We start from the raw sequence: 19,688 nt of genomic DNA, 5'->3' as shown, positions 1-19,688 counted from the left end.
CGCTCGTCTAGCTGCACTGCAACATGGGGGCCGCAGCCGAAACTATCGTTCGCGAAACACTGCGCGACAGCCTGTCGATCGATCAGGCGCGCGTGGATGCGATGGACGGCGACACGCCTTTGTTCGGCGCATTGCCCGAACTGGATTCGATGGCGGTGGCGACGTTGCTGACCGAACTTGAAGATCGCCTCGGTACGATCATCGACGATGACGAGGTCGACGCGGAAATGCTGGAGACGTTCGGCGCGCTGGTGGCGTTCGCCGAGAAGAAGTTGGGTTAGTCGCCCGTCACCTTGGGCGGCCCCAAATCGCCCTGCCCCACCGTCGCACCGGCCATTTCCAGCATGCGGTCCAGACTCTTCTTCGCCCGCACGCGCAAGCCTTCGTCCATCTCGATGCGCGGCTCGAGGTCGCGCAGCGCGACGTAGAGTTTCTCCATCGTGTTCAGCGCCATGTACGGACAGATATTGCAATTGCAGTTGCCGTCCGCGCCAGGCGCGCCGATGAAGTTCTTGAGCGGCAACGCCTTGGTCATCTGATGGATGATGTGGGCCTCGGTCGCGACGATCAGCGTGTCACCGGGCAGCGCCTTGGCATATTCGAGGATGCCGCTGGTCGATCCGACATAATCGGCGTGGTCGAGGATGTGCGCGGGGCATTCGGGGTGCGCCGCGACGGGGGCGCCCGGATGCTGCGCCTTCAGCTTGATCAGCTCGGTTTCCGAAAACGCCTCGTGGACGATGCACACGCCCGGCCACAACAGCATGTCGCGCCCGGTCTTGCGCTTGAGATAGCCGCCGAGGTGCTTGTCGGGCCCGAAGATGATTTTCTGGCTCAACGGAATTTGCGACAGGATTTTTTCGGCGGACGAACTGGTGACGATGATGTCGCTCAGCCCTTTCACTTCCGCCGAACAGTTGATGTACGTCAGCGCGATGTGATCGGGATGCTCGGCGCGGAATTTGGCGAACGCCTCTGGCGGGCAGGAATCCTCGAGGCTGCACCCCGCGTCCATGTCCGGCAGCACGACGATCTTTTCGGGGGACAGGATTTTCGCGGTCTCGGCCATGAAACGCACGCCGCAGAATGCGATGACGTCTGCATCGGTCGCTTGCGCCTTACGTGCCAGATCGAGCGAATCGCCGACGAAATCGGCAATGTCCTGCAATTCGGGACGCTGGTAATAATGCGCGAGAATGACCGCGTTGCGCTCCTTGCGGAGGCGTTCGATCTCGACGCGAAGGTCGAGGCCTTTGAGGCTGCCCGGCTGGTAAGTCATAACCGCTATGTGGCGCGCGGCACGGCGCCGATCAAGCGATCACTCGGGTCGCGCCATGATGATATCCAGCGGGGTCGATTCATCCCATAATTCGGCGCTGCGCCCGGTGCCTTCGGAAGCGTAGCGGACCGCGACCTTCACATCGCCGACACCCGCGGCCGCGAGCGGCGCGCGGACAAGCTGCGCCATGGCGTCACGACCGCTTTCACGCGCCTTGGCGATCCAGGCGGGATCGTTGGCGGTCTTGCTGACCACGCCTGTCGCGCGTCCCGAAATTTGCTGCTGCAGCCGTTGCATGCTGCCGCGCGGGACGATCAGCCCCTTGGGCGCTTCCATGGTCCCGCGCGCCTCGTCCACATTGGGCACGGCGGGCATGACGTCGGGCACGGTCACGACCATCGTCTTCGTCGCCGCGTTCCAGCGCATGTCGCTTTTGCCGAAGCGGCGCAGGTCGACGAAATAATCGACGCTGTACGGAAACGTGCGCGACTGGGTGTTGACGATGCGCCCGAACAGCACCGCATCGCTGGCGCTGCTCCGCACCTGGCCGGACAATGTCGCGACCTTGAGGCTGACCGCCTTGTCGAACGTCGCATCGATGATCCTGGCGGATTCGAACGGCACGTTGGTCTCGGCGGTTTTGCGCGCACCATGTTCGCGCCACAACGCGACGGCGAGGATGAATGCGAGCAGCGCAACCACCGCGAACGCCCAGCGCGGCACCTGCCTCATGCCGCGCGGCGCCAGTCGTCGCCCGTCTGCGCGACCACGCCGCGCTGCTGAAGATCGATCAGGTGCGCCAGCACCGAACGCCCCGCCGCGCCGTGCAGGCGCGGATCGATGCCGGCGTACATTTTCGGGACCATCGCTTCGATGGTGCCGGTCCCGCCGTCGATCAGGCGCAGGATCTGCCCTTCGCGCTGACGCCGGTGCCCTGCCAGCGAGCGCACGAAACGCTGCGGCTTTTCGACCGGATCGCCATGCGCGGGATAATAAATTGCGTCCTTGCGCGCCTCGAGCTTCGCCAAACTCGCCATGTAATCGGCCATGTCGCCGTCGGGCGGGCTGATCACGGTGGTCGACCAGCCCATGACATGGTCGCCGGTGAACAGGCCGCCCTCCTCCTCCAGCGCGAAGCACAAATGGTTGGACGTGTGCCCGGGCGTCGCCACCGCGGTCAGCGTCCAGCCTGTGCCCGTGGCGGTTTCTTCGTCCGACAGCACGCGGTCGGGCGCATACGTTCTGTCGAACGACGCGTCGGCGCGCGGGCCGGCATCTTCGAGCACCAACGGCGCGCAGCCGATGATCGGTGCGCCCGTCCGCTCGGATAATGGCGCGGCGGCGGGCGAATGATCCTTGTGCGTATGCGTGCACAGGATCGCGACGATGCGCTCCTCCGCCGTCGCCGCGAGGATTGCGTCGATATGCCCCGGCTCGTCGGGGCCGGGGTCGATCACCGCCACCTCGCCGTGCCCGACAAGATAGGTCTGCGTGCCGGTAAAGGTGAATGCGGACGGGTTGTCCGCCGTGATGCGGCGCACCAGCGGGGACAATTGCACCGAGTTTTCCGAAGTCATGGACGGTGGTGTAGCATCGCGCCCCCGACTTTCCAGACTTAGTGCGTGTCGCCCAGCCCCGACTTGGTTAGTGCGTCGCGAACGCGCGCGGCGGTGGTGCGCGCGATGTCGGCCTGGGCCAGCGCTTCGGCGACGCGTGCGTCCACATTGGCTTCGGCGATCGCCTTGTGGACGCTGTCGTTGGTGGTCAGCGCAATGGCGCGCTGGACGTCGGCCTGTTTCATCACGTTGCGCGCGAAGTCGTTGGCGCGGCGTGATACGTCGTCGCTCATCACCTTGACGTACGGGTCATCGACCGTGCGCCCGTCGGGACAGATCATCACATTGTTCTGAATGTTCAGACTGCGCTGGTGGTCATCGACATCGACGCCGCATTTGGCCTGGATGAAGGCCTTTTGCTCCGGCGTGAACCAGCTTTTCGGCTCGTGCCGTTCTATGGCGGTGCATATCGCATCGTGCGCGGTTGCAGGGGCAGCAGTCGCCGCGAAGGCGAGGCCGAGCGAGAGGATTATTGCGTGCTTCATGAGCGCCGGGTAACCGACGCTACATTTGTAGTCAACTACAATTGTAGCGACGTCAGTTCGCGGGCTTTTCGCCGCCGAACATTTCGTGGAGCTCGCCCGCCTCGTACATCTCCATCATGATGTCCGATCCGCCGACGAATTCGCCATGGACGTACAGCTGGGGGATGGTCGGCCAATCCGAATAGGCCTTGATGCCCTGACGAATGCCCTGGTCCTGCAACACGTCGACGGTCTCGAATTCGACGCCGATATGTTCGAGGATCGAGATCGCGCGGCTCGAAAAGCCGCATTGCGGGAACAGGGGCGTACCCTTCATGAACAGCACGACGGGGTTCGTCTTGACGATCCCTTCGATCCGGGCGGTGGCGTCGTCGGTCATCGCTTGCATCCCTCGAATATCAGGCAGCGGAAGTGGGCACGGCGGTGGTCAGTTGCAAGGCGTGGAGTTCGCCGCCCATCCGCCCGCCAAGCGCCGCGTAAACCGCCTTTTGCTGCGCGATGCGCGTTTGCCCGCGAAAACTCTCCGCGACGACCCGCGCGGCCCAATGGTCATTGTCCCCCGCCAGATCGGTCAGTTCGACCGACGCATCGGGGATTCCCGCCAGGATCAGCGCCTCGATATCGGCAGCGGCCATCGGCATCGGCTTATTCCGGATCCATCAACTGGCGGCGTGCCTCGACGGCCTTGTCGTCAAGCATCGTGCGGATCGCGGCATCGTCGATCTCGACTTTCGCCGCGGTCAGGTCACCCAGCAATTTGCGGATAACATCCTCGTCGCCCGCCTCCTCGAATTCGGCCTGGATCACCGCCTGGGCATAGGCGTCGGCTTCCTCCGCGCTCAGGCCCATCTTGTCGGCGGCCCACAGCCCGGCGAGCTTGTTGCGGCGCGACACGATGCGGAACATCATGTCCTCGTCCCGCGCGAATTTGGTTTCAAACGCACGCTCGCGATCGTCGAAAGTCGTCATGCAATACCTCGTGTTTCGTCCAGACTAGGGCGTCAGTTCGCGACCGTCACCACCATTTTGCCTACCGCCTTGCGCGCGGCCATGTCGGCGATCGCCTGACCACCCTGTTCGAACGGATAGGTCATGGTGACACGCGGCGAAATCTTGCCCTCGTCCCACAACTTGAACAGCGTTTCGACATGGCGCGCATGCGCCGCCGGATCGCGCGCGGTGAACGCGCCCCAGAACACGCCGCACACGTCGCAGCTTTTCAGCAGGGTCAGATTGAGCGGCAATCTGGGAATGCCGGCCGGGAAGCCGACGACGAGGTAGCGCCCTTCCCACGCGATCGACCGCAGCGCCGGTTCGGCATAATCGCCGCCGACGCCGTCATAGATCAGGTTGAAACCGCCCTTGCCGCCCGCCGCCTTGAACTGTTCGGCGAGCGCCTTGGACTGGTCCTTGTCGAACGGTGCCGCGCCATAGATCACGACATCGTCCGCTCCGGCCTCGCGCGCGGCCTGCGCCTTGTCCTCGCTCGACACCGCGCCGACGACGCGCGCGCCATAGGCCTTGCCCAGCTCGATCGCCGCAAGACCGACACCGCCCGCGGCGCCAAGAACCAGCAAGCTGTCGCCCGCCTTGATGTGCCCGCGATCGACCAGCGCGTGGATCGACGTGCCATAGGTCATCATGAACGCCGCGCCCTCGGCAAACGAGCGTCCCTTGGGGATTTTCATCGCGCGGCTCGCATCGACCGCGATCTGTTCGACCAGCCCGCCATGCCCGGTGACCGCAAACACATGGTCGCCGACCGCAAAGCCGCTGACACCCTCGCCCAGCGCCGCGACGACGCCCGCAATCTCGCTGCCCGGCGCGAACGGGCGCTGTGGCTTGAATTGATATTTGTCCTCGATAATCAACACGTCGGGATAATTGATCGCGCACGCCTTCACGTCGATCAGCAACTGGCCTGGCCCGGCGGTCGGCGCGTCGATGTCGCTCATCACCAGCGTATCGGGGCCGCCCGGGGCGGTCGAGAGCAAGGCCTTCATGCGATCTCCTTGGGACTGAGCCAGTCGGGCTGGCGCGCTTCGTGGCGGGCGATGCTGGTATCGCTGCCCAGCGTCAAGGCGATCTCGTCTGTCCCCGCCATCAGGCACGATTTGCGGAACGGGTCGATCTCGAAGCGAAAGCGGTCCTGATATTCGGTGGTGACGCTTTGTGCCTCCAGGTCGATATGGATCGGGTCGCCCGCCGCCGCGACCACCAGCAACCGATCGACCGCATCCTGCGGCAGGACGACGGTCAGCAGCCCGTTCTTGAACGCATTGCCGGAGAAAATGTCGGAAAAACTGGGCGCGATCACCGCCTTGATGCCCATATCGTCGAGCGCCCAGGCGGCGTGTTCGCGGCTCGACCCGCAGCCGAAATTGTCCCCCGCGATCAGCACCGGTGCACCCGCGAAATCCGGATCGTCGAACACATTGCCGTCCTCTGCCCGCACCGTTTCGAACGCCCCGCGCGACAATCCGGAGCGCGTGATCGTCTTGAGCCATTTGGCGGGGATGATGACGTCGGTATCGACATTCTTGCGCCCGAACGGATAGGCGCGGCCCGCGATGGTCGAAACTGGCTCCATCCGCCTCCCCTGCCCTTCGACAAGGCGCGGCGCAATCGCTATGGCGTGCCGATGACCGATCGCCCTGTGCTGACGCCCCCCGATGGCCACAAACGCGTCCTGCTGCACAGTTGTTGCGCGCCGTGTTCGGGCGAAGTGATGGAAGCGATGACGGCGTCGGGGATCGATTACACGATCTTCTTCTACAACCCGAACATCCACCCCAAGGCCGAATATGAACTGCGCAAGGAGGAGAATATCCGCTTTGCCGAGGAGCACGGCGTGCCATTCGTCGATGCCGATTACGATACGCAAAACTGGTTCCAGCGCGCCAAGGGGATGGAGCATGAGCCCGAGCGCGGCATCCGCTGCACGATGTGTTTCGACATGCGCTTCGAGCGGACCGCGCTCTATGCCCACGAACATGGGTTTCCAGTGATCACCTCGTCGCTCGGCATTTCGCGCTGGAAGGACATGAACCAGATCAACGGCTCGGGCGAGCGCGCCGCGTCGCATTATGACGGGCTGAGCTACTGGACATTCAATTGGCGCAAGGGCGGCGGCGCGGCGCGGATGATCGAGATTTCCAAGCGCGAACAATTCTACCAGCAGGAATATTGCGGCTGCGTCTATTCGCTGCGCGACACCAACGCGCACCGGGTGAGCCAGGGGCGGCCCGAGATCGATCCGGGGAAGTTGTTCTACGGGGTGGACGAGGCGGAAGTGGCAAAAGCCTGATCGTCGCCCCGGCGAAGGCCGGGGCCGCTCGAGGTTAGGCACTCAGACGCCAACGGCCCCGGCCTCCGCGGGGGCGACGCACGGTGCCGCCCCATCAGCCTCGCAAGATGCCCCAGCATCTCGAGCCACCGCACCGACTTCGTTTCTATACAATACGCGACAAACCACCGGCCCTACCGGGACCTCTTGATAATCGGGGGTGGCGATGGCGGTACGGACATGGATTTTGGGGCTGGCGCTGCTTGGCGTGTCGGGGACAGCCGTCGCAACACCGACGCAGGGCAAGTTGAAACCCGGCGCTGCCGTGGCCGATTTCCTGGTCAATGTTTATGCTACTGAGGCGCACTCGACCCAACAGGGGGCGACGTTCGGATCGCACACCGCCGTGCTCAAAAAGGGATCCGCGCAAACCTATAGCCGCAAAAAACCGTCAGCGGCGGTGCGATCCAAGGCCAAGGCAGGGCCTACGGTTCAGGCGACGGCCTACAGCAACCTCAGCTATGACTATGTTTTCCATGCCAAAAGTCAGACCGCGTTCGACCAATTGACGGCTTATGCTGCGACGCATGACGGTACTAATGCAACGATCAGCGGGTATGCGAAACAAGCTGTGAAAGGCTCCGGCTCCGCGCTGACGTCGATCGACGCCGGAGCCGCGATCACCGCCAGCTTTGCATGCACCGATACCGGAGGCGACTGCAACGACAGAGCGCACCACCTTGCCAAATACGTGTTCACGATCCCCGGGGCGGTCACGATCAGCGACGCTGTCCATCTGGACTTCGCCGGCCACATTTTCCTGACCAGTCTCGCCAATGCTTACACGCCGAAATCGCAGGCTTTCGCTTTTATCGATCCTGAAGTGGCTCTGCCCGGCGACTTCGGTGGCGACTTCAGCGACTTTTCCATCGAGCTCAGCGACGGTATCGACAATGCGATCGGCAGCGACGCCGTTCCCGAGCCGAATAGCTGGGCTTTGCTGATCATGGGGTTCGGCGTAGCCGGCGGGGCGATGCGGCGACGGGGCGCGCGCGTAACCGTCTGACGTCGAGAGATCGGGACTACCGCTTCGCCAAGGCGGCAACATGCCCCAGCATCTCGAACGCCACCGTCTCCGCCGCCAGCGATTGCGGCAGCGCGATCGCCGCCAGATGCCGCGTCGCCGACCAGTGCTCGATCGCATTGGCCAAGGCCGCGCCGTCCAGCCGCTTCGCCTCGTCGGCGATGAAGGCGGGGACGCGCGCGAGGAACGCTTCGTACCGTGCCGCCGACGCCTTGCCATAAAGGCTGCGGGCGAGCGTCGAGCGCAGGCGATTGTCGCGGTCGCCCTCGCGCGCGATCCGCACCAAAGTCGCGTCGATCTCGCCCAGGCGATTGCCCAAAGCGGCGATAGCGCGACCGGGCGATCCTTCGGCGGAGGCGATCGCCGCATCTTTGTCCGGTCCGTCCTGTTCCGTGGCCAGCGCCGCGCTCATTTGAGCGTCGTCGAGGGGGCCGAACCGCAGCACGCGACAACGCGAACGGATCGTCGGTAGCAATCGCCCGGCGACATGGCTGATCAGCATGAAGGTGGTGCTGGCGGGCGGCTCCTCCAGCATCTTGAGCAACGCATTGGCCGCGGGCCGTTCCAGATCGTCCGCCGCGTCGATGATGATCACCCGCCGGTCGGCGAGCGATGGCGGCATCGACAGGATGGGCTCGAGCGCGCGGATCTGCGCGATGCGAATGCTGCGCGCGACCGGATCGTCGGCCTTGCGCCGGTCATACGCTACGATGCGCGGCGGCGAGCCGTCCCAAACCTCGCGCTCGACCAGCCGGAAATCGGGATGGCTGCGCGCGGCGATCAGCGAGCCCGCGCGCGATTCTGCATCGGGGGGGAATGCGTAAGGCGCGCCCTCGATGATCGCCTGCGCGGCAAACTTTGCGAAACCCGCCTTGCCGACACCCTTGGGCCCGCTGAGCAACCAGCCATGATGCAGCCGCCCGCTCGTCAGCCCCGCGGCCATCTCCGCCCATTGCCGCTCGACGCCGATCAGGGTCACAGCAGGTCCGATAATGCGGCGATCAGGCGTGTGCTCACCTCGTCGGGCGATCCCGCAGCATCGATCGTGCGAAACCGTTCGGGCTCCGCCGCCGCGAACGCGCGAAAACCGGCATCGACCCGGTCGTAAAACGTGTCGTCGCGCGAACCCATCCGGTCGCTCGCGCCGCGTGCGCCCGCCCGGGTCAGGCCCGCTTCGACGGGCAAATCGAGCAGCAGGGTCCGGTCCGGTAGCATGGCCCCGCCGATGCGGTTGACCGTCACGATATCCGCATCGTCGATCCCGCCCGCCGCCCCCTGATACGCCCGCGTCGAATCGAGATAGCGGTCGCAAATCACCCATTTGCCCGCCGCCAGCGCCGGTTCGATCACCCGCGCGACGTGATCGGCGCGGGCGGCGGCGAAAAGCAATGTCTCGGTGGCGGCATTCCACCGCCCGGCCGCCCCGGTCATCAGCAGATCACGGATCGCCTCCGCGCCCGGCGTGCCGCCCGGCTCTCGCGTCGTCACCACCTCGATGCCACGAGCCTGCAACGCTTTAGCCAGCCGCCGCACCTGCGTCGATTTGCCGACCCCCTCGCCGCCCTCCAGCGTGATGAAGCGGCCCCTCTGGCTCACGCCAGTCCGATGAGCGATTTCAGCCCCGCCCATAGCCGCGAAAAAAATCCAGCCTCTCCGACATCGTTGGCAGCGGCGAGCGGCAACGTCTGCACCCCGGCATCGGCTGAAGTCACAACTAGGTCGGCAACATGCTGACCCGCCTCGATCGGCGGATGCAGCGGCCCGGTATAAACGATTTTCATCGTCATTCCCGCGTCGCTACCGGCAGGCACGGTCAACGCCAGGTCGCGCGGTGCGACCAGCGGCACCGTCGCGCTATCACCCAGTTCGACGCGCGCCGAACCGACCTGCTTCCCTTTGGCAAACAGTGGCTTGGCGGTCCACGCGCGGAAACCCCAGTTCATGAAACTCACCGATTGCGAAATGCGGTCGTTGAAACTGCCCAACCCGGCGACGACCATCACCAGCCGCCGTCCGCCCTGCTGCGCGGAGCCGGTAAAGCCATAGCCCGCCTCATCGGTATGCCCGGTCTTGAGCCCGTCGGCACCCTCGACGCGCCCCAGCAGCGGATCGCGATTGGCCTGAGTGATGTCCGATCCCGCCCCCATCGTCTTGCCCCAGCTGAATTCGCGCTGGCTGTAGAATTGCTTGTACAGCCCCGGATGCTCCTCGATCGTCGCCTCGGCGAGGTGCGCGAGGTCCTTGGCGGTGACGCGGGTCACGCCGTTATCGGGCCAGCCGTTCGACGTCCCGAAATTGCTGTTGTTCAGCCCGATCTTCTTCGCCGCCTGGTTCATCCGCGCGACGAACGCGGCCTCGGTCCCCGAAATACCTTCGGCGAGGACTACACAGGCGTCATTGCCCGACAGCGTCACCACGCCATGCAGCAAATTCTCGACGCTGACGCTCTCTCCGGGCGACAGGAACATCGTCGAACCAGCGGCGGCACCATGCCATTTCTGCCACGTTTCGGGCCGCACGGTGAATTGTTTGTCGAGGCGCAACTCGCCCTTTTTTATCATGTCGAACACGACATAGACCGTCATCATCTTGGCCATCGACGCGGGAGGCATCTGCCGGTCCGCATCCTTGGCGTAGAGCACCGCGTGACTCGACAGGTCGATCATGTACGCGATCGGCGCGCTGGTTTCGAACGGTGGCGCGGCGGCACCGGCGGGAACGGCAATCAGGACGGATGCGAGGAGAAGCTTCTTCATTCCCGGGCGATAGGCCGGAGGGGGGTCAGCTTTCAACCGCGTCGGCCAGCAATCCGACCGACAGCGCATAAAAATTCGAGCAATTGTAGTCGAGGATCACGCGGTAATTGCCGGTGAGCAGGTACGCCGTCGCATTCGGCCCATCGGGTTCGATCAGCGAAGCCAGCGTACTGTCGGGCATCGTCCGCCCCTGCGGCGTCACGCCCAGCGCGCGCCATTCGCGCATCGTCAGCCATTTGCTGTGCCGGTCATGCACTCGCGGACAGCGCGGGCTGGTCGTGCGGTCGCGAATCGCCGACCGGTCGAGATCGCCCGGCACGCGCACGGCGACGCCCCAGCGCTCGCCCGGCCGCCAGCCCGCCGCGACGAAGTAATTGGCGATCGACGCCAACGCGTCCGCGCGGCTGCGCCAGATATCGACACGCCCGTCACCATCGCCATCGGCACCCAGTCTCAGCACCATCGACGGCAGAAACTGCGGATAGCCGGTCGCCCCTGCCCAACTGCCTTTCAGCGTGTCCCGCGATACGCCCCGGTCCATCAGCTTGAGCACCGCGACGAACTCATCCTCGAACAGCGCGCGCCGCCGCCCGTCATAAGCGAGCGTCGCCAGCGCGCGGGCGAGGTCGAAATCGCCGGTATAGCCGCCATAATTGGTCTCATTGCCGAAGATCGAGACCATGATTGCTTCGGGCACCCCGGTTTGCGCCTCGACCCGGCTGAGCAACGGCCGCAGCGACGCATAGGCCGCGCGACCCCGCGTGATGCGATCGCCGTCGACATGCGCCGCGCGATAAGGCGCGAAATTGGGAATGGCGGACGGCGCGTTGGTGGCGGTCCCGCCCGGCTGCCCGCGGTCGAGCTCAACGACGCGCGCGCTGTACGTCAGCGTCGGCAGCACCGATGCGATCGTCTCCTCGCGCACGCCCGCCGCCCGCGCCTTGGCACCCAGCGTCTGGAGATAGGTCTGGAACCCGTCCTCTTGCGCCACCGCCATCCCGCCCATGCCCAATGGGGCCGCGGGCAGAATCATGGCGAGTGCGAACAGCAACGACCTCATCCCGGCATCGTGACACAGGATGACGCGCGCGTGAATCCCTTTCGTCGCACGCCGACCTCGGCTAGGCGCGGCAACTAGGACAGGTGGCCGAGTGGTTTAAGGCTCTGGTCTTGAAAACCAGCGACGGTGCAAGCCGTCCGTGGGTTCGAATCCCACCCTGTCCGCCGGAGCGAGGTGCGTAGCGCAGCAGCGCACCGGTCGCGAAGCGACGTGAACGGACGGCCAGCCTTGCGCAGCAAGGTCTGACGACGCGGCTTTGCCGCGGCAGCCTGTATCAAATATGAGCTGCGACGCGGCAAAGCCACGTCGTCGATCCTCGGCATGAAGCCGAGGCCGTCCGGCATGCCGCGTCTCGGCAATAGCTACGCTATCGCCGTGCGCTCCATGCTTACTTCTTCAGCGTAAGCCCGCCGAAACGCTTGTTGAAGCGCGCAACCTGGCCGCCTGCGTCGAGCATCTTGCCCGAACCGCCGGTCCAGGCCGGGTGGCTGGTCGGATCGATTTCGAGCGTCATCGTGTCACCTTCCTTGCCCCAGGTCGAACGCGTCTGGAACTCGGTGCCATCGGTCATCTTGATGTTGATGGTGTGGTAATCGGGGTGGATGCCGCTTTTCATATCGATACTTTCCATGATCGACCGGTTCCGACCGGTCTGGGAAAAAGGAAGCGCGCTCGTAACGTCGCGCGCTTGAAAAGGCAAGTTTTCAGGCTGGCGGATCCGCGATCATCGCGGTGAAATTCGCTTCCGCCGCCAATTTGCCATCGACCAGCGCGCGGCCCGCGAATTTGCAAACGCTCGCACGCTTCTGGACGAAGGCGCATTCGAGGCGGAGCAGCACGCCGGGTTCGACCGGCGCACGGAACTTCGCCCCGTCGATCGCCATGAAATAAACCAGCTTGCCCGATCCCGCGAGGCCGAGGCTTTCGACCGCGAGAATTCCCGCAGCCTGCGCCAAGGCTTCGACGATGAGGACGCCGGGCATGATCGGACGTCCCGGAAAATGCCCGGCGAAGAACCCCTCATTGATCGTCACGGCCTTTATCGCGACGATACGCTCGTCCTTGACGAGTTCCTCGACGCGATCGACCAGCAACATCGGGTAGCGATGCGGCAGCGCCGCCATCACCCCCCGAATGTCCATCATGGATTTAGCGGCCTGCAGGACGCGGTGTCGCCGGAGCGGCGGTTGCCGGCAACGGCGTAACCGACACACTGGTCACCGCCTGATTGAGCGCGGCAAGCACCGCGTCGGTCACGTCGACACCCTTGGCCGCTGCCAGCGTCGCCTGTTGGTCCATGGCGATATTGGCACCGCGCTGAGTCATCACCGACGTAATCACCGGATTCAGCTTTTCGCTGAGCTGGCGCAGCACGTTCTGGCGCGTCGATTCGATGTTGTTGCGCAGGCGTTCGACTTCCTGCTGCGCTGAGGCCTGCTGAGCCTGGAATGCCTGAACGCGCTGGTTCAGCGTCGATGCCGCGGTGTTCTTCGCCGCGCCGTCCGGCATTGCGCGTACACGCGTGGCTTCGGTCTCGAGCGCCTGCTGCTGCGTCTGCAGCGGGGTGCCCAGCGCAGTGGCGCGGGTCTGTGCCTGCGTTACCAGCGCCTGGGTCTGCGAATTGGCGGCAACGCACGCCGTGCAGGTGCCGAAGATGCGCGCCGTGTCGACAACCGCGATGACGGCGGGCGGAACGGCCTGAGCGAAAGCGGCAGCCGGTGTAAACACGGCCGCGGCAAGAAGCGCGAGCTTGATCTTGGTCATTAGAATTGAGTTCCTACGTTGAATGTGAACAATTTGGTGTCGTCGCCCTTTTGCTTGAGCAACGCCTTGGCGATGTCGAGCCGTAGCGGGCCGAACGGCGAGTTCCAATTAAAGCCGATGCCGACCGAAACGCGCGGTTTGGCCGAGCCGCCATAGTATTTCTCGTTGAACCCGGTGCTCAATGCCGTCGAATAAGGCGTCGTTCCCGTCGGGCAAACCCCACCGACCGCCGAGGTCAACGCCGGTGGCACCGCCATATCGACGCATTGGCGGGCGCCATCGGCGCCGAACACCGGACGCAGCAGCCGCGTATCGCCCGGCCGGTAGTCTTGTGTGTCCGGATAACGCAGCCCGAAGACCGACCCTGCGTCGAGGAAGATCGACGGTCGGATGCCCAATTCCCGCGCGCCCGCGCCCAGTGGAATCTCGAGCTCGAGATGCGTTACGTAATAAGCCCGACCGCCGAGAGCGTCGTCGGTGATCGTGGCGCGGTCGGTCGACTCGGCGACTGTGGTCGAACCGTCGGCATTGGTCGTGACAACATACGGCACGCGCTGAACTCGCGGACCGACGCCGCGAATGTCGAAGCCGCGAATCTGCGGCTCACCCAGGAAGAAGCGGTCGCTCAACCGGACCGTGTCGCTGCCGCGTCCCGGGGGGTTGCCCTTGAACGGCGTGATCGCGCCACCCTCGGCACGCACCGAGAAAATGAATTTTCTGCCGAGATCCCAATATTTGGCGGTCTCGCCCGATGTGCGAATATAACGCACGCTGCCGCCAAGTCCGGCCACGTCCTGGCTGAACACCGTTCGTTCGCCAGCGCTCGGCCGAATGCGGTTGTTCAGGCTGTCCCACACCAGGCTGTAACCGACCGACGACGTCGTGCGGTCGCCCAAAGCGTCGCACAGATACCGCCCGGCGACCAACGGATCGCACGTATCGTTCACGCCGGTTCCGTTGGGATCGTAGAAATAGGTGTTTTTATCGAGGCTGATCTTGTCCTGGCTCAACCCATAACGGAACGCCACCGACAGATATTCGGTCAGCGGCACGCCGGCGCGGATCTGGAATCCCGTCGTCAGCTGTGAATACGTGGTGTTGCGATCACCGTTCTGCGTGAAGTTGAACGAATTCAGATCGCGGCGGAAAATATCGCCACCGACAGCGATGTTCTTGTCGAACAGATACGGCTCGGTGAAACCGAGGTTGATCGACTTCGAATAGGTCGAATAATCGACACTGGTGCGCAATTCCTGGCCCTTGCCGCGGAAATTGCGCTGGCGGATCGACGCGTTGATGATGAACCGCTCGAGGCTCGAATACCCCGCCGACAACTGGAGTTCGCCGGTCGATTTTTCCTCGACGTTTGCTTCCAGCACGACGCGGTCGGGGGCCGAACCCTGGGTCTGCTTGATCTCCAGCTTTTCCTGGAAGAACCCGAGCGACTGGATGCGGTCCTGCGACCGCTTGATGGCGATCGAGTTGAACGCATCGCCTTCCGCCAGCCGCATCTCGCGCCGCACGACCTTGTCTTGTGTGACCGTGTTGCCGTTGATGTTGACGGCCTCCACATACACGCGCGGCGCATCGGAAATGCGAAACGTGATCGCCATGGTCTTGGTTTCTTTGTCGCGCTCGAAACCCGGATCGACCTGGGTAAAGGCATAGCCGACCAACCCTGCGGTCTCGCCGATCGCGTCGACCGTGTCTTCGACCTGCTTGGCGTTATACCAATCGCCCTTTTTCATCGGGATGATCGCCTTGACCGTTTCCGGCTTCAGATCGCGCAGATCGCTTTCGACATTCACGTCGCCGAATTTGTAGCGGTCGCCCTCTTCGACGACGTAAGTGATGATGAAATCGCGCCGGTCGGGGGTCAGTTCGGCCACCGCCGAAACAACGCGGAAATCGGCATAGCCCTTTGTCAGATAGAACTGGCGCAGCTTCGATTGGTCATAGGCCAGGCGATCGGGATCGTAGGTATCGTTCGACGCGAAGAAGCGATAAAAACTGGAGCGCTTGGTTGCCATCTCGCCGCGCAGTTCGCCATCCTTGAACACCGTATTGCCGATGATGTTGATCTGACGGACTTTGGACCGTGGCCCTTCGGTGATTTCATAGACCAGATCGACGCGGTTCTGATCGAGATTGACGATCTTCGGCTCGATCGACGCTGCAAACCGGCCTTGGCGGCGATACAGTTCGATGATCCGGGCGATTTCCGCGCGAACCTTTGACCGGGTGAAGATCTGGCGCGGGGCGAGCTTCAACTCCTTGGTGAGCTTCTCTTCCTTGATGCGTTTGTTGCCCTCGAACACCACGCGGTTGATGATCGGGTTTTCCTTGACGATGATCGTCAGCGCCCCGTTATCGTCGCGGATCTGGACGTCGGCGAACAATTCGGTCGCGAACAGGTCGCGCAGCGCTTCGTCGAGGGTTTCGCGGGTGTAAGGCGCCCCGGCGCGCAGCTTCACATAGCTCCGGACGGTCTCGGGTTCGATACGCTGCGACCCTTCGACACCGATCGTGCGGATCGTCCCGCCATCGGTCTGCGGGGCCGGCGCCGGAGGTGGCGGATTGAGCAGCGTCGCCGCTGCCACGGGCCGCGCCGGACGCTGGGCAATTGCGGGCATGCCGCCGAGCACCGTGCCGAGCAGCAACACGGTGGACAGACGCGCGCCATGCTTCACTGCCTTGTCGATCGTCACCCGGTCCCGCCTTGCTTTTAAAAAAGAGCCTGCGCCCCTGCCCGAAGGCGCTTATCCAATCAACCCGGCAAGCCGCCGGAACAGTCCCAAACCGGCCAGATCGTTCACAGTCACGAAGACGGTGAACGCCAGCAGGAGCGCCAGACCGGACCGGAACGCCAGTTCCTGCACCCGTTCCGTCACCGGCTTCCCCCGCACCGCCTCTGCCGCGAACAACGCGAGGTGGCCACCGTCGAGCATCGGAATTGGCAACAAGTTGATGAACCCCAGATTTATCGACAGCATCACCATGAAATAGAGGAAGGAAACCCAGCCATAGGAAGCGATCGCGTTCGACGCCGCCGCGACCTTGACCGGCCCGCCGAGCTCGTCCGCCGAACGCTGTCCGCTGACGATCTGCCACAGCGTCGTGGCCATAGATTTGACCGCATTAACCGTGAAGCGCCCCGCGGCGGCGGGCAATTCGGTGACGGAAGGGCGAATGTAATCGACCTTTGCGGGTGCGACCCCGATCCGCCCGACCCGCGTCTCCGCGCCCGTCAGGTCCTTGACCGTCTCAGCCACCGGCGTGACCATCAGGAGCAGCGATTTTCCGCCACGCTCGACCGTTATCGGCAACGTCTGGCCAGCCTTGATCTGGACGATCATCGCCAGATCTTCGAAATCGTCGATGCGGCTGCCATCAATGGCGGTAATTCGGTCGCCAACCTTCATACCCGCCGCCTGAGCAGACGAATGCGGTGCAAAACCGCCGACGTCAGCAAGGATGCGCGGCTCGCCAAATGCCGAGAACAAACCGGCCAGCATGATCATCGCCAACAGGAAATTGGTCAGCGGCCCGGCGGCGACGATCAGCGCGCGTTGCCACACCGGCTTGGTATGCAGCGACGCTGGATCATGAACCGCATTGGGATCGGGCTGGCTCGCTGCGTTCATGTCGCCGGCAAATTTCACGTAGCCGCCCAGCGGCAGCCAGCCGAGGCGCCATTCGGTGCCGCGCTTATCCATCCATTTGGCGATGGGTTTGCCGAAACCGATCGAAAACGCGTCGGCCTTGACCCCGAATACCCGGCCCATCGCGTAATGGCCCAGTTCGTGAAAAAACACGAGCGGACTGATCGCCAGCGCGAACCAGAATATTGCCGTCAATACCGCCATCATGCCTCTTCCCTGAGCATCGCTTCCGTCGCCACCGCCCGTGCCGCGGCGTCGATCGATAGAACGTCCGACACGCTCTGCGGTGCCGCATTCGGTTGGTAACGCTCCAGCGTGCGCTCGACCGTCGTGACGATATCGAGAAAGCCGATTTGTCCGGCGAGGAAACCGGCCACCGCAACTTCGTTCGCAGCGTTGAGGATGCACGGCGCGGCACCCCCCGCGGCCAATGCTTCGCGCGCGACACGCGTCGCCGGAAAGCGCTGTTCATCAATTGCTTCGAAGTCCAACCTGCCAATCGCCGCGAGGTCGAGAGGCGGCATCGGCGTCGCCATCCGGTCAGGCCATGCCAGGCAATAGGCCAATGGCGTACGCATGTCGGGAGGACCAAGCTGGGCGAGCATCGAACCATCGATATAATCGACCAGCGAATGCACGACCGATTGACGATGCACGACGATCTCGATCCGGTCGGGATTGATCGGAAACAGCCGCGCCGCCTCGATCAGCTCCAGCCCCTTGTTCATCATCGTCGCCGAATCGACGCTGATCTTCGCGCCCATCGACCAATTGGGGTGCGCGCAGGCCTGTTCGGGAGTCACCTGCCGCATCGCATTGATGCTGAAGTCGCGAAACGGCCCGCCGCTCGCGGTCAGCACGATCCGCCGCACGCGTTCGGGTCGCTCGAAATCGAACACCTGAAAGATCGCATTATGCTCGCTGTCGGCGGGCAATAGCGTTGCCCCCGATTTGCGCGCCAGATCGAGAATGAACGTGCCGGCCGAAACCAGAGGCTCCTTATTGGCCAGAATTACGCAGCCCCCGGCTTCGACCGCCGCCGCGACGGGTGCCAGCCCCGCGCAGCCGACGATTCCGGCGACAACGACGTCCGCCCCCTCGCCCGCCGCAGCGGTCACGGCATCCGCGCCTGACGCCGTGGCGATCCCCGTCCCCGCCAATGCCGCCGCCAGCGCATCGTGCTGCGCCGGATCGCAAATCACCGCGCGCTTGGCCTTCACGCTCCGCGCCGCCGCGGCCAGCCCGGCGGCATCGCGGTTCGCCGTGACCGACAGCACGTCAAAACGGTCTGGCTCGCGCTTGACGAGGTCGAGCGTCGACGCCCCGATCGAGCCCGTCGCACCAAGGATTGTCAGACTGCGCGTCATTAGATGAAGAAGATCACCGCACCGACGGCGACTAGCACCATCAACAGCCCGTCGACCCGATCGAACACACCGCCATGCCCCGGGATCAGCCGCCCCGAATCCTTCACTCCCGCGCGCCGCTTCATCCAGCTTTCGAGCAGATCGCCCGATTGAGCCAACATCGCTACAACGAGGCCGCGGATCGCCGCGTGGCCGAGCGCGCTTATTCCGTTCCCCTTGTACACTCCATACGCCAGAATCACGGCCGTTGCGGCGATGGCGCCGCCGAACAAACCTGACCAAGTCTTGGATGGACTAATGCGCGGCGCGAGCTTCGGGCCGCCAAAGGCGCGCCCTGCGAAATATGCACCGATATCGACCGCCCATACAGCCGCGAGTAGCGTGGTCGTCTGTCCCAGCTTGTAGTTCACCCGGAAGATAACCAGCGTGAACACCGCCGCTCCGATGTAGATCAAACCCGCCAGCAACCACACGATGAATGCGCGTCCGGCAAACAGCCGCGTCAGCGCGACCCATTCGATGAGCACCGCAAGCCCAACGAGCACGCAAAACCCGACGAACACCCAGCCGCCGACCGCCAACGCGCCCAGAGCGACGACAATCATCACAACGCCCGAGATGATCCGCTTGCCGAGTTCGCTCACAGCCCGCCGAACCTCCGCTCGCGCATGGCGTAGGCCTGGATGGCATCGCGCAGGCCATCCGCCCCGAAATCGGGCCACAATGTCTCGGTGAACAGCAATTCGGCATAGGCCGCCTGCCACAACATGAAGTTGCTCAGGCGCTGCTCGCCCGAGGTGCGGATCAGCAGGTCGACCATCGGCAGCCCTGCGGTATCGAGATTGGCCGCAACCGATGCTTCGTCGACCTCGCCCTGCGCCGCCGCTTTTTTCGCGGCGCGAACCATTTCGTTCTGCGCGCCGTAGTTCAGCGCGACACACAACGTCTGCCCGGTGTTGCCCGCAGTGCGCGCGATCGCCCCGTCGATCATCTCGACCACGTCGGGGCTGAATGCGCCATGATCGCCGATGACGCGCAACCGCACATTGGCCTCGGCGAGTTCGTCGAGGTCGCTACGGATAAAGTGCTTGAGCAACCCCATCAGGTCGCTGACCTCCTCCGCCGGCCGCCGCCAGTTTTCGGAGGAAAACGCATAAAGGCTCAGCACTTCGAGCCCCAGATCACGACTGGCGCGCGTCACCGCCCGCACCGCCTCGATGCCTTTGCGATGCCCGGCCGCGCGCGGCAAAAACCGCTTCTTCGCCCAGCGGCCATTGCCGTCCATGATGATCGCCACGTGACGCGGCAGCGTGCTCCCGCCCGCTTGCT

The 19,688-nt window shown here is 64.0% G+C and carries 24 protein-coding genes and 1 tRNA gene; 4 read left to right on the top strand and 21 right to left on the bottom strand.

Translation table 11 applies throughout. The features are described from left to right. The first annotated feature begins 23 nt into the window (after positions 1-23). The gene (locus ACM9ME_RS06000) at positions 24-281 is read left to right on the top strand and encodes an acyl carrier protein (RefSeq protein ID WP_415642530.1); all 258 of its coding nucleotides are present in this window, start codon (positions 24-26) and stop codon (positions 279-281) included. Here ACM9ME_RS06000 and nadA read toward each other — a convergent pair. From nadA to leuD, 9 genes are read right to left on the bottom strand one after another with little or no spacing between them, the layout of a single operon-like run. Then, positions 278-1,279 (bottom strand): quinolinate synthase NadA, encoded by a 1,002-nt coding sequence (gene nadA, locus ACM9ME_RS05995; protein WP_415642529.1) that lies wholly within the window; start codon positions 1,277-1,279, stop codon positions 278-280. The two genes, ACM9ME_RS06000 and nadA, sit on opposite strands and share 4 nt — an antisense overlap. Positions 1,280-1,318: 39 nt before the next feature. Then, positions 1,319-2,011 (bottom strand): hypothetical protein, encoded by a 693-nt coding sequence (locus ACM9ME_RS05990; RefSeq protein ID WP_415642528.1) that lies wholly within the window; start codon positions 2,009-2,011, stop codon positions 1,319-1,321. Next, positions 2,008-2,856, bottom strand: coding sequence for an MBL fold metallo-hydrolase (locus tag ACM9ME_RS05985; protein ID WP_415642527.1), 849 nt, complete (start codon positions 2,854-2,856; stop codon positions 2,008-2,010). The genes ACM9ME_RS05990 and ACM9ME_RS05985 overlap by 4 nt, the downstream gene beginning before the upstream one ends. A gap of 38 nt (positions 2,857-2,894) precedes the next feature. Further along, on the bottom strand, positions 2,895-3,380 hold the full coding sequence (locus ACM9ME_RS05980) for a hypothetical protein (RefSeq protein ID WP_415642526.1): 486 nt from the start codon (positions 3,378-3,380) through the stop codon (positions 2,895-2,897). 52 nt (positions 3,381-3,432) lie between these two features. After that, positions 3,433-3,759 carry a Grx4 family monothiol glutaredoxin gene (gene grxD, locus ACM9ME_RS05975; RefSeq protein WP_415642525.1) on the bottom strand — a complete coding sequence of 109 codons (327 nt, stop codon included), beginning with the start codon at positions 3,757-3,759 and terminating at the stop codon, positions 3,433-3,435. A gap of 19 nt (positions 3,760-3,778) precedes the next feature. Further along, the gene (locus ACM9ME_RS05970) at positions 3,779-4,021 is read right to left on the bottom strand and encodes a BolA/IbaG family iron-sulfur metabolism protein (protein WP_415642524.1); all 243 of its coding nucleotides are present in this window, start codon (positions 4,019-4,021) and stop codon (positions 3,779-3,781) included. A gap of 4 nt (positions 4,022-4,025) precedes the next feature. Further along, the gene (locus tag ACM9ME_RS05965; protein ID WP_415642523.1) at positions 4,026-4,349 is read right to left on the bottom strand and encodes a DUF1476 domain-containing protein; all 324 of its coding nucleotides are present in this window, start codon (positions 4,347-4,349) and stop codon (positions 4,026-4,028) included. A 32-nt stretch (positions 4,350-4,381) separates the two neighbouring features. After that, the gene (locus tag ACM9ME_RS05960) at positions 4,382-5,383 is read right to left on the bottom strand and encodes an NADPH:quinone oxidoreductase family protein (protein ID WP_415642522.1); all 1,002 of its coding nucleotides are present in this window, start codon (positions 5,381-5,383) and stop codon (positions 4,382-4,384) included. Further along, complete coding sequence (gene leuD, locus ACM9ME_RS05955) at positions 5,380-5,970, bottom strand: 3-isopropylmalate dehydratase small subunit (protein WP_415642521.1); 591 nt, start codon at positions 5,968-5,970, stop codon at positions 5,380-5,382. Before leuD ends, ACM9ME_RS05960 begins: the two co-directional genes overlap by 4 nt. A 51-nt stretch (positions 5,971-6,021) precedes the next feature. Here leuD and ACM9ME_RS05950 point away from each other — a divergent pair, with 51 nt between their 5' ends. Continuing rightward, the gene (locus ACM9ME_RS05950) at positions 6,022-6,687 is read left to right on the top strand and encodes an epoxyqueuosine reductase QueH (protein WP_415642520.1); all 666 of its coding nucleotides are present in this window, start codon (positions 6,022-6,024) and stop codon (positions 6,685-6,687) included. Positions 6,688-6,892: 205 nt separating this feature from the next. Next, positions 6,893-7,732, top strand: a complete 840-nt coding sequence (locus ACM9ME_RS05945; protein WP_415642519.1) for a PEPxxWA-CTERM sorting domain-containing protein — start codon at positions 6,893-6,895, stop codon at positions 7,730-7,732. A gap of 16 nt (positions 7,733-7,748) precedes the next feature. On the opposite strand, the gene ACM9ME_RS05940 is transcribed toward ACM9ME_RS05945, so the two are convergent. From ACM9ME_RS05940 to ACM9ME_RS05925, 4 genes are read right to left on the bottom strand one after another with little or no spacing between them, the layout of a single operon-like run. Then, a complete protein-coding gene (locus ACM9ME_RS05940; protein ID WP_415642518.1) occupies positions 7,749-8,729 on the bottom strand; it encodes a DNA polymerase III subunit delta' in 981 nt (326 codons plus the stop codon). After that, on the bottom strand, positions 8,726-9,346 hold the full coding sequence (tmk, locus tag ACM9ME_RS05935; protein WP_415642517.1) for a dTMP kinase: 621 nt from the start codon (positions 9,344-9,346) through the stop codon (positions 8,726-8,728). The genes ACM9ME_RS05940 and tmk overlap by 4 nt, the downstream gene beginning before the upstream one ends. Beyond that, positions 9,343-10,506 (bottom strand): D-alanyl-D-alanine carboxypeptidase family protein, encoded by a 1,164-nt coding sequence (locus ACM9ME_RS05930; protein ID WP_415642516.1) that lies wholly within the window; start codon positions 10,504-10,506, stop codon positions 9,343-9,345. The genes tmk and ACM9ME_RS05930 overlap by 4 nt, the downstream gene beginning before the upstream one ends. Positions 10,507-10,531: 25 nt before the next feature. Further along, entirely contained in the window at positions 10,532-11,566 is a 1,035-nt protein-coding gene (locus ACM9ME_RS05925) for a lytic murein transglycosylase (RefSeq protein ID WP_415642515.1), read from the bottom strand. Positions 11,567-11,643: 77 nt separating this feature from the next. Between ACM9ME_RS05925 and ACM9ME_RS05920 the strand changes: the two genes are divergently transcribed. Beyond that, positions 11,644-11,730: transfer RNA gene (locus ACM9ME_RS05920), tRNA-Ser, on the top strand. Positions 11,731-11,954: 224 nt separating this feature from the next. On the opposite strand, the gene rpmE is transcribed toward ACM9ME_RS05920, so the two are convergent. The 8 genes from rpmE to uppS form a co-directional block, all read right to left on the bottom strand. Next, on the bottom strand, positions 11,955-12,182 hold the full coding sequence (rpmE, locus tag ACM9ME_RS05915; RefSeq protein ID WP_415642700.1) for a 50S ribosomal protein L31: 228 nt from the start codon (positions 12,180-12,182) through the stop codon (positions 11,955-11,957). Positions 12,183-12,270: 88 nt separating this feature from the next. After that, a complete protein-coding gene (fabZ, locus tag ACM9ME_RS05910; protein WP_415642514.1) occupies positions 12,271-12,711 on the bottom strand; it encodes a 3-hydroxyacyl-ACP dehydratase FabZ in 441 nt (146 codons plus the stop codon). 4 nt (positions 12,712-12,715) lie between these two features. Continuing rightward, on the bottom strand, positions 12,716-13,330 hold the full coding sequence (locus tag ACM9ME_RS05905; RefSeq protein ID WP_415642513.1) for an OmpH family outer membrane protein: 615 nt from the start codon (positions 13,328-13,330) through the stop codon (positions 12,716-12,718). After that, positions 13,330-15,963: an outer membrane protein assembly factor BamA gene (gene bamA / locus ACM9ME_RS05900; protein WP_415642699.1), complete on the bottom strand. Its 2,634-nt coding sequence runs from the start codon at positions 15,961-15,963 to the stop codon at positions 13,330-13,332. The genes ACM9ME_RS05905 and bamA overlap by 1 nt, the downstream gene beginning before the upstream one ends. A gap of 126 nt (positions 15,964-16,089) precedes the next feature. Then, positions 16,090-17,199 (bottom strand): RIP metalloprotease RseP, encoded by a 1,110-nt coding sequence (gene rseP / locus ACM9ME_RS05895; protein ID WP_415642512.1) that lies wholly within the window; start codon positions 17,197-17,199, stop codon positions 16,090-16,092. Then, positions 17,196-18,359, bottom strand: coding sequence for a 1-deoxy-D-xylulose-5-phosphate reductoisomerase (gene dxr, locus ACM9ME_RS05890; protein ID WP_415642511.1), 1,164 nt, complete (start codon positions 18,357-18,359; stop codon positions 17,196-17,198). Before dxr ends, rseP begins: the two co-directional genes overlap by 4 nt. Continuing rightward, complete coding sequence (locus ACM9ME_RS05885; protein WP_415642510.1) at positions 18,359-19,003, bottom strand: phosphatidate cytidylyltransferase; 645 nt, start codon at positions 19,001-19,003, stop codon at positions 18,359-18,361. Before ACM9ME_RS05885 ends, dxr begins: the two co-directional genes overlap by 1 nt. Further along, positions 19,000-19,644, bottom strand: coding sequence for a polyprenyl diphosphate synthase (uppS, locus tag ACM9ME_RS05880; protein WP_415642698.1), 645 nt, complete (start codon positions 19,642-19,644; stop codon positions 19,000-19,002). Before uppS ends, ACM9ME_RS05885 begins: the two co-directional genes overlap by 4 nt. Positions 19,645-19,688 lie beyond the last annotated feature (44 nt).

Source organism: Sphingomonas antarctica, from assembly GCF_965137005.1.
Lineage (GTDB): Bacteria > Pseudomonadota > Alphaproteobacteria > Sphingomonadales > Sphingomonadaceae > Sphingomonas_O > Sphingomonas_O antarctica.
The sequence above is the reverse complement of the archived record's forward strand: the minus strand, read 5'-3'. Positions and strand labels throughout refer to the sequence as shown.